Source organism: Methanolobus tindarius DSM 2278 (assembly GCF_000504205.1).
GTDB lineage: Archaea > Halobacteriota > Methanosarcinia > Methanosarcinales > Methanosarcinaceae > Methanolobus > Methanolobus tindarius.
Window position 1 is genome coordinate 200,099 of sequence record NZ_AZAJ01000001.1, and the last position, 12,748, is coordinate 212,846.

Sequence of the window (12,748 nt, forward strand, 5' to 3'; positions counted from 1 at the left end):
GTGAACTTTGTAAAACTTGCGGCACGTGAGAAAAACGTATCTGCCGGATTTAAGAAGGATTTCCAACAATAACTTTATACATCCTGAGGCTGTTTGATGTGTAAACCGACGTATGCGAAACTAACTTGGTGAGATTACTTATGAGCGATAAATTCGATTACAGAGAACTTGGCCTGAAATGCGGGCTTGAAATTCACCAGCAACTTGACTCAAAATGTAAGTTGTTCTGCAATTGCCCGACACAGATTAGAAATATAGAAGAATCAAACCATGAGTTCTTCCGCTATCTCCGCCCAACAGCCAGTGAAATGGGAGAAACTGACAGGGCTGCCCTTGAACAGTCCAAGCTCAGACGTAAGTATATCTATAAGGCATACGACACGACCTGTCTTGTCGAGAATGATGATGAACCTCCAACAGAAGTAAATAAGGAAGCTCTGGGAATTGCTCTGAGTATCACTAAACTGCTGAACATGGTTCCTGTTGACCAGGTTCACATGATGCGTAAGATAGTAGTTGATGGATCCAACACATCCGGTTTCCAGAGGACAGCTTTCCTTGCAAAGGATGGTTACCTTGATACTTCAGTAGGCCCTGTTGGTGTCGGTGTGCTCTGTCTTGAAGAGGAGGCATGCCAGAAGATCGAAGACCAGGGAGATTCTATAATATACTCTCTTGACCGTCTTGGTATCCCACTTGTTGAGATCGGAACTGACCCTGATATCATCTCACCACAGCACGCAAAGGAAACTGCACAGCAGATAGGTATGCTGCTTCGTTCCACAGGAAAGGTAAAGCGTGGACTTGGAACCATACGTCAGGACGTTAACATTTCAATCGCAAAGGGTGCACGTGTAGAACTGAAAGGTGTTCAGGCACTCGATATGATAGAGACCATTGTAGAGCGTGAAGTAGAACGTCAGGTCAATCTTATTGAAATGAGGGATGAATTGCTTGAGCGCAATGCATCCGTATGTGACACTATTTTCGATGTAACAGATATTTTCAAGGAAACAAAATCCAAGGTCATCAAGAAGACAATCAAGAAAGGCAAAGTCTATGCTGTACTTCTCCGTGGTTTTGACGGATTTGTCGGCAGGGAAGTTCAGCCCGGAAGACGTCTTGGTACCGAATTCTCAGACCGTGCAAAGACATCAGGTGTAGGAGGAATTTTCCATACAGACGAACTTCCAGCTTACGGTGTTTCCGAAGAGGAAGTCCAGGCAATGCGTGCAGAACTTGGTGCTGAAGAGAACGATGCTGTTGTAATGGTCGCTGACCGTGAAGTACGTGCAAGAGGTGCCATGGAAAGTGTGATAATCCGCGCAAAGGAAGCTCTTGAAGGCGTTCCGGAGGAAACCCGCAGAGCACTTCCAGATGGAAATAACTCTTACCTCAGACCACTTCCGGGAGCAGCAAGGATGTATCCTGAAACCGATGTTCCACAGGTGAATATCACAAAGGAGTACTTTGAATCCATTGAAATGCCGGAACTTCTCACAGAGCGTGCAAAGCGTTTTGAATCAGAGTTTGGACTCCACAGGGAACTTGCAGAGATGATTGCATATTCTACATACCTGCCACTCTTTGAAGAGATAATGGAGATCCTTGGAGACAATGAGAATGTCAACGCAACACTTGTTGTGAGAACCCTTACCGGAACACTGCCGGAACTGAAACGTGACGGTGTTGAGATAGACAATCTTGAAGATAAGCACTTCATTGATGTCTGTACCCTGATAGCAGAAGGCGGTGCTGCAAAGGAAGCAATTGACACATTGCTCCGTGCACTTGCATGCGAACCGGAACTCTGCGCAAAAGATGCAGCAGAGAAGATGGGACTTGGAAGTATTGACCTGTCAGATGTTGAAAGCATGGTTGAGGCTATAATCAGGGAACGTCAGGATTTCGTGAAGGAAAAAGGCATGGCAGCAGTCGGACCTCTTATGGGAGTTGTCATGGCCGAGGTCAGAGGAAAGGTAGACGGCAAGACTATCAGCGAAATATTAAAACAAAAGATTAATGAATATCTTGGTGCATAATATATTTTTGATGTGGCCACTTTTTACTATTCAGTCAAGGGATTTAATAAGCAGGAAAATTACAGGCAAAAAATGCAGAAACATTTTCCTGCTCACTTTTTTAGTATCATTCATAATATTGTTCATTTCATATGCATCAGCAGCTCCTGTAATTGAGAGTGATGTAAAACTTACAAATACAACAAATGCCAACCACCCCTCATGGAGTCCGGATGGTAGCAAAATTGTCTATGCTGCTAATCAGGCAATATGGATCATGAACAGTGATGGTTCCGGACAGAAAAAACTCTATGACGGCATGGCATGGGAAGGAGAACCTGTCTTTAATGAAGACGGTTCAAAGATCTATTTTGCAGCAGAGAGTAAAAAGGCATTTTCCGCACGCTACATCAGTATTCACGCAATGAACATTGACGGCAGTGATGGTGTGAAACTTACCGAAACGGCTGATTCCAGAAATCCTGCTTTAAGCCCGGATGGGAATCTGGTGGTATATTCCTCAAGGGTTTCCGGAAACTATGACATATGGATAATGTCATCAGGCGGTACAGATAAGGAAAGACTTACTGATGCACAAGGAGATGAAAATTCTCCTGCCTGGAGCCCGGACGGGAATACTATTGTTTATTCTGCAATGGGAGATATTTTTACCATTGGCATTAATGCTCTCAGGCCTGTGCAACTTACCAGTGATACATATAATAATATAGAACCATCCTACAGCCCGGATGGAAACTCTATTGTCTATGCGTCTAATGTCGGTGGAGATTATGACATATGGATACTAAGTGCCGATGGCAGTTCACATATTAAACTCACCAGTGACCTTACAGATGAAAGAGCACCTGAATGGAGTCATGACGGAACTAAAATCGCCTACGCTTCTAACAAGGACGGCGAATTTAACATATGGGTAATGACTGTTGAGAACGGCAGTGTTGAGCTTGAAGAAATTGAAGATACTCCTGTTGCCAGTGAAAAAGTCATCAATAATGAATATGTCATCAAACTGCGTGACTATGCAGCAAACAAGCCCAGAGAGTTCATAGGTATAGTTCTTTTGGGTTCATTCCTGTTTGTTGTTCTTATAGTAGGCACATTCCTGCGTAAGATCTCATAATCTTTAACAACAAGTCTTCACTCCCTACAAAAAATAGAGAGGCCATCGCAACGCTTATAGCCTATTCTTTACATGTATTTGCAGGTTCTAAAGATGAATGCAGTACTAGGATTAGAAGATGGGACAATTATAAAAGGCACCGGCTTTGGTGCTGAAGGTATCGTTTCCGGCGAACTTGTTTTCACAACCCAATATACTGGCTATGAGGAGGCTCTCACAGACCCTTCATATAAAGGCCAGATTCTTATGTTTACTTATCCTCTCATCGGTAATTACGGTGTCAGCGGCAACTGTATGGAATCCGATGCTGTTAAGGCTGAAGGTCTTGTGGTCAGGGAGGCATGTCCCAAGCCATCTCACCACTTAGGAAAGAAGACCATTTATGAGCTTATGGAGGACGAAGGCAAGCCCGGTATCGCAGGCGTGGACACACGTATGCTTACTATTAAAACACGTGAACATGGAACTATGCGTGCAGCCCTCATCAACGGTAGTGATGACGGTGAGGAGGCAGTAAGACTTGCCCGTGCACAAAAGAGCATTTCTGATATTGATTTTATTTCACAGGTAACCTGTCCTGAACCTTTCAAACTTGAAAGCCCATTCAGAGACCCTAACAACCCACTCAATGTTGTGCTTGTGGACTGTGGTCGTAAGCTCAGTATTGAAAGGAGTCTGCTGGCAAGGGGTATGGATGTAACTGTAGTACCAGGAAACTCATCCATTTCAACCATAGAATCCTATGACCCTGACCTCCTGTTCATATCAAACGGTCCGGGAGACCCATTGCAGGCACAGGATGCAATTTCAGCAGTGAAACACTTCACAGGTGAATTGCCAATTGTTGGAATCTGCCTTGGTCACCAGATAATGTCCCTTGCACTTGGAGCAGAGACATACAAACTTAAGTTCGGACACAGGGGTGCAAACCAGCCAGTTAAGGACCTTGAGACCGGAATTGTACACATCACTTCCCAGAATCATGGTTTTGCAGTAGACGGTGACTCCTTTGAAGAGGCTGAAGTGGAAGTTACACAGTATAATACCAATGATAAAACAGTGGAAGGTATAGCACACAAATACCTTGACATGTTCAGTGTGCAGTATCACCCTGATGCACATCCGGGTCCAATGGATTCTGAAAAGATCTTCTTTGAAAAGGTTCTCAAACTTGCAGGAGGCAAGAAATAATGCCAAAACGTGACGACATTAAAAAAATACTCCTGATAGGTTCAGGACCTATTATGATCGGACAGGCAGCAGAGTTCGACTTCTCAGGAAGCCAGGCATGCAAGTCCCTTAAGGAAGAGGGACTGGAAGTTGTACTTGTGAACTCAAACCCTGCAACTATCATGACCGACCCTGAAATGGCAGATGCGGTTTACATCGAGCCTCTTGAAGTGAAAGCTGTGGAGAGGATAATTGCCAAGGAAAGACCGGACGGCCTCATTGCAGGTATAGGAGGTCAGACAGGTCTGAACATTACCAGTGAACTTGCTGAAGCAGGAATCCTTGAGAAATATAATGTTAAACTCCTTGGAACTAACCTTGAAGCTATCAAGAACACCGAAGACCGTGAGCTGTTCAAGCAGACCATGGAGAGCATTGGTGAAAAAGTTCCACGCAGCAAGGCAATTTCAACACTCAAGGAAGCAGAAGAGCTTATTGATGAGCTCGGTTTGCCACTTATCATCCGTCCGGCATACACTCTTGGTGGTGCTGGTGGCGGAATTGCACACACAAAGGAAGAACTCCTTGAGATTACCGAAAGGGGTCTTCGCCGAAGCCGTATCAGCCAGGTACTTATTGAAGAAAGTGTGTTGGGCTGGAAGGAATTCGAGTACGAGGTCATGCGTGATGCAAATGACACATGTATAGTAATATGTAACATGGAAAACCTGGACCCAATGGGTGTTCACACAGGTGAATCCATTGTAGTTACACCATCACAGACCCTCAATGATGAAGAGCACCAGATGCTCAGGACTGCAGCTATCAAAATAATCAGGACCTTCGGCATCGAAGGTGGATGTAATATCCAGTTTGCTGCAAAGGATGGCGACTATCGTATTGTTGAAGTAAACCCACGTGTTTCACGTTCATCAGCTCTTGCTTCCAAGGCAACCGGTTATCCGATTGCCAAGGTTACAGCAAAGATAGCTATCGGAATGGCACTGGATGAGATCCTCAACGATGTCACAAAGAAGACACCGGCATCATTTGAGCCGACCATTGACTATATTGTCACCAAGATCCCAAGGTGGCCATTTGACAAGTTCGTCAATGCTGACAAGACACTGACAACCGCCATGAAGAGTACCGGTGAAGTAATGGCAATTGGTCGTACAATTGAAGAATCACTTCTGAAAGCTGTACGTTCCCTTGATATCAACATGGACCTTGGTACAGAAGAGTGGTCTGAGAATGAAGTTAAGATGCTGCTTAAAACTCCTACAAGTGAGCGTCTCTTTGTAATGTATCATGCACTCTGCAATGGATTCTCCATAGAAGATGTTTCAGAGCTGACAGGCATTGATATTTTCTTCATTAAGAAGCTCAAGAATATCATTGACATGGAAGACATGATCCGGGAGGAAGGATTCTCCGGAGCAGTGTCCGATGAACTTTTACGTGAAGCAAAGCAGACCGGACTTACCGATGCACGCATTGCAGAACTCACCGGCAAGACCCGTGAGGAAGTCAATGACCAGAGGCGTGCTGCAGGAATTATTTCCACATATAAGATGGTAGATACCTGTGCAGCAGAGTTTGCTGCAGAGACACCTTATTATTACTCATGCTACGAGCAGATGTGTGAAGCTGATCCTTCTGACCGCAAGAAGATAGTAATCCTTGGTTCCGGTCCTATACGTATCGGACAGGGAATTGAGTTTGACTACTGTACTGTACATGCAGTGGCTGCGATCCGTGAAGCAGGAATCGAAGCTCATATTATTAACAACAACCCTGAGACTGTATCCACTGACTACGATACATCAGACAAACTCTTCTTCGAGCCACTTACACTTGAAGATGTGATGAATGTTATCGAGAAAGAGAATCCTGATGCAGTGCTTGTGCAGTTCGGAGGACAGACATCAGTTAACCTTGCACTACCACTTGAAAGGGAACTTAAGAGGCGCACTGACCTTAAGACTGTAATCCTTGGTACATCCCCCGAAGATATCGATGTTGCAGAGGACCGTGAGAAATTCAACCTCAGGATGAGCAAGCTGGGAATTAACCAGCCGGATGCAGGTTATGCAACCTCACAGGATCAGGCAATTGAGATTGCTACAAGGATAGGTTATCCTGTACTTGTGCGTCCTTCATACGTTCTTGGCGGACGCGCAATGGAAATAGTCTACGACCAGACTGACCTTGAGAGGTACATGCGTGAGGCTGTAAAGGTTTCACCGGAACACCCAATTCTAATTGACGACTTCCTTGAGGGAGCAGTTGAGATAGATGTTGACGCCGTTTGTGACGGAAAGGATGTGCTCATCGGAGCAATCATGGAACACATCGAGGAAGCAGGTGTTCACTCAGGTGACTCTGCATGTGTTATCCCACCACAGTCACTTTCTGAAGAAGTGCTTGAAACCGTACGTGATTATACCCGCAAGATTGCGCTTGCACTAAATGTAAAGGGTCTTGTTAATATCCAGATGGCAAAGAGAGGAGACAAGATATATGTCCTTGAAGCAAATCCACGATCAAGCAGGACAATTCCATTCGTATCCAAAGCTGTCGGACTGCCGCTGGCAAAGATTGCAGCCCGTGTGATAATGGGAGAAACTCTTGAAGAGCAGGGATATTCAACATGTGATGAACCAAAGGTCAAGCATGTATCAGTTAAGGAAGTTCTCCTGCCATTTGACAAACTCCCAGGAGCAGACCCACTTCTTGGTCCGGAGATGAAGAGTACCGGAGAAGTAATGGGTGTTGACTCCGATTACGGAAGAGCATTCTTCAAGGCACAGCTCAGCGCAGATAACCTTTTGCCACTTACAGGAAAGGTCTTTGTATCCGTAAAGGATGAGGACAGGGACGAACTTCTTGATGTAGCACAGAAACTTGTGAGTGCAGGAATTGAGCTTCTTGGTACAAAAGGTACGGCTGATTTCCTTTCAGAACATGGAATTGAAATGGGAATTGTCAAGAAAGTGCATGACGGCAGCCCTAATGTCATTGACATGATGCGCAGATACGAGGTTGACCTTGTCATTAACACACCGGAGGACAAGCTTTCACGCGAAGACGGTTCAAGGATTCGCCGTGCAGCAGTTGACTTCAAGGTACCTTACATCACCACAATCCAGGCAGCAATTGCAGCATCTAACGCAATTGTTTCCATGAAGCAGGGTGAAGGCGAAGTAAAATCAATAAATGAATATCACAGGGAGATGGCCTGAGTTTTTAGATTCCCAGGTCTCTTATATTTTTAAGGATTACACAGGTCAGATAATTATGACAAAGAAAGTAGTACTTGCTTATTCAGGCGGACTTGACACTTCAGTGTGCATCCCGCTTATCAAAGAGGAATACGGCTACGATGAGGTTATTACAGTTGCCGTAGATGTAGGACAGCCTCAGGAAGACGTTAAACAGGCTACAGAGAAGGCACAGAAGATCAGTGACAAGCACTTCACACTTGACGTTCGTGAGGAGTTTGTCAACGATTACATATTCCCTCTAATCAAAGCCAATGGTGACTATGAAGGATACGTTATGGGCACATCCATTGCACGTCCACTTATCGCCAAAAAGGTCGTTGAAATTGCAGAGCAGGAAGGTGCTGTTGCACTTGCACACGGCTGTACCGGAAAGGGCAACGATCAGCTTCGTTTTGAGGCGGTTTTCCGCCTTACTGATATGGACGTCATTGCACCAATGAGAGACATGAACCTTACCCGTGAATGGGAGATTGAGTATGCTAAGAAACACGGCATACCAGTAGGTGTTACAACTGCAAAACCATGGAGTGTTGATGAGAACATCTGGAGCCGCAGTATCGAAGGCGGTAAGCTTGAAGACCCAGGATTTATCCCACCTGAGGAAATCTACCAGTGGACCGTTTCCCCTGAAGCAGCCCCTGAAGGCCAGACACTTGTAATTGGTTTTGAGAACGGTGTTCCTGTTTCACTTGACGGTGAGAAGATGAATGGTGTTGACCTTATCATCAAGCTCAACGAGATAGCAGGTTCCCACGGTGTCGGCAGAACAGACATGATAGAAGACCGTGTTCTCGGACTTAAAGCACGTGAGAACTATGAGCACCCTGCAGCCACAGTATTGCTCACAGCCCACAAGGACCTTGAGAAGCTTGTACTCACAAGGGCAGAGCTGAAGTTCAAGAAAAATGTGGACGAGCAGTGGTCAGAACTTGCCTACTACGGCCTTGTTGACGAACCACTCTACGCAGACCTCAATGCTTTCATTGATAAGACACAGCAGCGTGTTACAGGTACTGTGACCGTGAAACTGCACAAGGGCAGTGTAATAATTCTTGCACGTACATCCCCATATGCACTTTACTCAGAAGACCTTGTGTCCTTTGACAGTGCAACCATCAACCAGAAGGATGCCGAAGGGTTTGCTAAGTACCACGGCTTCCAGGCAAGGATGTACAAGAAGGTTATTGAAAAGTAATTTTACTGATGTGTGCCGATGGAGGCATGCATACTCTTTTTTTATTGTTTTTTGATTGGATGAGTAATTATTCAGAGATAGCTCTTTGTGTCTGTTTTAATCAGAAGGTATGGGATGTACCGCCTGCGGAGGAAGATTCCAACTAATTTAATCCAACTATTGACCATTCATAGAAACTGAAGTGACTAAGTATGTATGGATAAGCTCAGTCCATTTGTTAACAAAGCATCATGTTGATATATGTGTAAATGCATAGTTCTATGCATGTGGTGTTGTCATGAAAAGATTTACTATATCCATTCCAGATGAACTTAAAAAGGAAATAGATAATTTTCCTGACATTAACTGGGTTCAGATAGCCAGAGAAAGTATTGAGAAGAAATTGCTTGTGATTGAAGAAATTGAAAGTTTTGAGAGAGGTCGTGAAAACTAATGACAACCATGACAGTTCCTCTGGATGATGAGCTATATGATAGAATCCATAAATTATCATGGGTTAGATGGTCTAAGATTGCACAGGATGGAATTAGGAAACGCAAGATATTTGAAACGTATATGAGGGATAAAGAGATTTCTGAAGATGATGCTGTTTTTTGTGAGATGAACGACTGGCATCCTGTTGATGAGCTACCCCTGAAAGAAGAATTCATTGATAAAATCAAAAAGATTGCTAAAGAACCAGGCATCCCGGTTAAAGATATATCCGATATATTCCGGTTATAGTTGTGGTATATTCTCTTCAAATCACATCAGTCTGCTAAAAAGATATCAAACGATTGACCAGAAAGAATTCACATTTACAAAACGTTCTTTCGAAGAAAATAACTGAGATCCTTGAGAATCCTACAAGATATAAACAATTACGCAATGAGCTTGCAGGATACTACAGAGTGCACATTATGACAAGTTTTGTCCTTATATTTGCTGTAGATATAGAAGAGAGAACTGTTACAATTGTCCATTTTTCACACCATGATGATGCATATCAGATATGAATAAATTTTGAAGCAACTACTATATTGTATACAGTTGTACACAGCCCACAAAAACAGAGCTGAAGTTTAACGTATCTTACACGAAGCTTAATAAGAATAATCACCAATATTGTATGAATTGTGATAATATGACTGTTAATCAGATCAATGAGTATAGAGACACTATTATCCCAATACTGTTAAAAAATGACGTTGACAGGGCTGGAATCTTTGGTTCGTTTGCTAGGAACGAGGCAGATGAGGATAGTGACATCGATATTCTTGTTCATTTCAAGGAGAGAAAAGGTCTCTTCGATCTTGCCAGATTAGAAATGGAACTTGAGAAAGTGACCCTAAGAAAGGTCGAGGTCATTACTTATGACTCCATAACCCCACTTATAAAAGAAAGAGTCCTTAAAGAAGAAGTGAAGATATTATGAAGGATCCTGAAGTCTTTATTGCACATATAATAGACTCTATAGAAAAGAGAGATGATTTTAGAAGAGACTTTTGATTTAAAAAGAGCCATACAGTTTTATTTATGAATTTATTTTTTATGTGAAGTAAGGTAATATGCCGCCTGCGGCGGATACTTTGTCCAAGTCAAACCTAACTATTGTTTACTTCATAGAAAAGAATTGATTATATTAAAGCACTCAGAATACAACAAGACTGTTTATCAGATCGATCCACTCATCCCTTGTTATTTTAGCATCATTTATGATCTTTCTTAAGATACCTTTTCCCAGGTCTTTTCCTGAATGGATAGGAACAATTGTTGTTCTCCCATCAGGATGCTGCATGAAAAGATGACTGCCTTTCTGACGTATCTGAGTAAAACCCAATGATTCCAATGCTTTTATGACTTTCTTTGCAGAAATCGGTAGTATTTTGCTCATGCATCAACCCGAATCTTCTGTATGCCTACAAGATCAAGATGATCGGCCTGTTCTTTATCAGATGTAACTTCAAGATAAAGCTCGATGGCCTCTTTGATACGCTGGTTAAGTTCATCCAATGTTTCTGCCTGAGTATGGCATCCATTAAGCTCTGGTACAGAAGCCACATATATCCCATCTTCGTCCTGTTCAATGACCACTGTGAATTCTCTCATGTCATCATTCCTTCTTTTCTAAATGATAGATATGTTTATGAATAGAAATAATTACCCATTATTTGTGTATGGGAAGTATTTGTTTTGGAGATGCAGAGTATTTTAAGAAGGCTTTCTACAGAGCAGATAATTTGATGTTTAATAAGAGTTTTTTGGAATACTACTTGTACCATACAACGTTTGACGTGTCAGGATAACACTAAGACCGGAGAGTTGGAAGCCGATTTCATCCAGGAGTGTGACAGGCTCATTCTTATTCTGGTTATACCGTAGGAGAATCACAAGAATAATAGATGTTGATCAGGAATAGAGCAGGAGAAATCTGCTATAATGAAAAAATAAGGTCATTTTGATTTAATAATAATGGACTACTTGCTCCTATTCTTTTTTTGAAGTTATGGAATACGCCGCCTGCATCGGAACTGTTCCTATAAAACCCAAAATAACGAATTATTCACCCATTTTTACCTTCGCCCAACAACCTGTCCTAAGGAGATTCTGTCATTCCCATATAAACTGATATTATACAAATCATTACTATATATAATTATAAATTTTCACATACTAAATTCACAAAACTTAAATATGTATAATGGACTATTACCGACGGTATACAAATATACAGGCATTTTTGCCTGAGAAAAACGTCCGGGTGTTTGGAAAAATGATGGCATATAATAGTATATTTAATCTTAATGTTCTGATTACCGGTGGTGCCGGTTTCATTACTTTTACAGAAAAAAGCCATAGAATAAAGAGGCTTTTACGATGATCCCAATTGCAAAACCTGATATTGGTGATGAGGAAAAAGAGGCAGTAATACAGGTGCTTTCCTCAGGAATGATAGCGGAAGGAAAACGAGTTGCGGAATTTGAAAGCATTTTTGCTGAATATTCAGGAGTCGAACACTGTGTTGCAGTTAACTCCGGTACAGCAGCCCTTCATGCAGCAATGTTGAGTCATGGCATCGGTAAAGGTGATGAGGTTATTACCACATCCTTCAGTTTTATCGCAACTGCTAACAGTATTATGTATACAGGTGCAAAGCCTGTATTTGTGGATATCGAAACTGAGACTTTCAATATAGATACCGATCTGATAGAGAATAGTATCACCAAAAATACAAAAGCCCTAATGCCGGTACATCTCTATGGTCATCCTGCAGAGATGAAGGCTATTAACGACATTGCAGAGGATCACAATCTTGTTGTTATTGAAGATGCATGCCAGGCTCATGGTGCAATCTACCACGGAAAGAAGGTGGGTTCTTTTGGAACCGGAGCTTTCAGTTTCTATCCTACCAAGAACATGACCACCGGAGAGGGGGGAATGATCACCACCAATGACGAGGAAGTTGCCAGAAAAGCAAGGATGATACGTGCTCATGGCTCACAGCAGCGATACCTGCATGAGATGATGGGATACAATCTGAGAATGACAGATATTGCAGCAGCCATCGGTCTGGTACAGCTCGATAAAGTGGATGGTTACAATGCTGCACGAAGGAAGAATGCAGCTATGCTCTCTGAAGGTTTAAAGGATATATCGGAAATCAAAGTTCCTGCGGTCAGGGATGGCTGTGAGCATATGTTCCACCAGTACACTATAAGGGTGGATAACCGTGATGAGATGGTGACAAAGTTGAACCAGCAGGGTATCGGTACCGGTGTATATTATCCAATACCAATACACAAACAGCCCCTCTATGTCGAATTGAGTTATAAGGACTATTTACCGGAGTGCGAGAAAGCAGCGAAGGAAGCAATTTCACTTCCTGTGCATCCGGGAGTTTCCGAAGAGGATATTAATAAGATCATTGAAGCAGTAATTTCAGGGGTTGAATAAA

General features: G+C 42.8%; 12 protein-coding genes. 10 read left to right on the forward strand and 2 right to left on the reverse strand.

Annotated elements, in window-relative coordinates; all coding sequences use genetic code 11:
- The first annotated feature begins 140 nt into the window (after positions 1 to 140).
- The 9 genes from gatE (at position 141) to METTI_RS00970 (ending at position 10,228) form a co-directional block, all read left to right on the forward strand.
- A complete protein-coding gene (gatE, locus tag METTI_RS00935) occupies positions 141 to 2,042 on the forward strand; it encodes a Glu-tRNA(Gln) amidotransferase subunit GatE (protein WP_023843929.1) in 1,902 nt (633 codons plus the stop codon).
- Positions 2,043 to 2,049: 7 nt separating this feature from the next.
- Positions 2,050 to 3,162, forward strand: a complete 1,113-nt coding sequence (locus METTI_RS00940; RefSeq protein WP_169729086.1) for a TolB-like translocation protein — start codon at positions 2,050 to 2,052, stop codon at positions 3,160 to 3,162.
- Positions 3,163 to 3,255: 93 nt separating this feature from the next.
- Positions 3,256 to 4,353, forward strand: coding sequence for a glutamine-hydrolyzing carbamoyl-phosphate synthase small subunit (gene carA, locus METTI_RS00945; protein ID WP_023843931.1), 1,098 nt, complete (start codon positions 3,256 to 3,258; stop codon positions 4,351 to 4,353).
- Positions 4,353 to 7,577, forward strand: a complete 3,225-nt coding sequence (gene carB / locus METTI_RS00950) for a carbamoyl-phosphate synthase large subunit (RefSeq protein ID WP_023843932.1) — start codon at positions 4,353 to 4,355, stop codon at positions 7,575 to 7,577. Before carA ends, carB begins: the two co-directional genes overlap by 1 nt.
- A 55-nt stretch (positions 7,578 to 7,632) precedes the next feature.
- Positions 7,633 to 8,814 (forward strand): argininosuccinate synthase, encoded by a 1,182-nt coding sequence (locus METTI_RS00955; protein WP_048135630.1) that lies wholly within the window; start codon positions 7,633 to 7,635, stop codon positions 8,812 to 8,814.
- A 277-nt stretch (positions 8,815 to 9,091) separates the two neighbouring features.
- Positions 9,092 to 9,247 carry a hypothetical protein gene (locus tag METTI_RS15915; RefSeq protein ID WP_023843934.1) on the forward strand — a complete coding sequence of 52 codons (156 nt, stop codon included), beginning with the start codon at positions 9,092 to 9,094 and terminating at the stop codon, positions 9,245 to 9,247.
- Complete coding sequence (locus METTI_RS00960; RefSeq protein ID WP_023843935.1) at positions 9,247 to 9,537, forward strand: hypothetical protein; 291 nt, start codon at positions 9,247 to 9,249, stop codon at positions 9,535 to 9,537. Before METTI_RS15915 ends, METTI_RS00960 begins: the two co-directional genes overlap by 1 nt.
- A gap of 44 nt (positions 9,538 to 9,581) precedes the next feature.
- Complete coding sequence (locus tag METTI_RS00965) at positions 9,582 to 9,809, forward strand: type II toxin-antitoxin system RelE/ParE family toxin (RefSeq protein WP_048134990.1); 228 nt, start codon at positions 9,582 to 9,584, stop codon at positions 9,807 to 9,809.
- Between the two features lie 128 nt (positions 9,810 to 9,937).
- Positions 9,938 to 10,228 (forward strand): nucleotidyltransferase family protein, encoded by a 291-nt coding sequence (locus METTI_RS00970; RefSeq protein ID WP_023843936.1) that lies wholly within the window; start codon positions 9,938 to 9,940, stop codon positions 10,226 to 10,228.
- 216 nt (positions 10,229 to 10,444) lie between these two features.
- Here METTI_RS00970 and METTI_RS00975 read toward each other — a convergent pair whose 3' ends face one another.
- A complete protein-coding gene (locus METTI_RS00975; RefSeq protein ID WP_023843937.1) occupies positions 10,445 to 10,687 on the reverse strand; it encodes a type II toxin-antitoxin system HicA family toxin in 243 nt (80 codons plus the stop codon).
- Positions 10,684 to 10,902: a type II toxin-antitoxin system HicB family antitoxin gene (locus METTI_RS00980; RefSeq protein ID WP_023843938.1), complete on the reverse strand. Its 219-nt coding sequence runs from the start codon at positions 10,900 to 10,902 to the stop codon at positions 10,684 to 10,686. The genes METTI_RS00975 and METTI_RS00980 overlap by 4 nt, the downstream gene beginning before the upstream one ends.
- A gap of 768 nt (positions 10,903 to 11,670) precedes the next feature.
- Between METTI_RS00980 and METTI_RS00985 the strand changes: the two genes are divergently transcribed.
- On the forward strand, positions 11,671 to 12,747 hold the full coding sequence (locus METTI_RS00985; RefSeq protein ID WP_023843939.1) for a DegT/DnrJ/EryC1/StrS family aminotransferase: 1,077 nt from the start codon (positions 11,671 to 11,673) through the stop codon (positions 12,745 to 12,747).
- Position 12,748 lies beyond the last annotated feature (1 nt).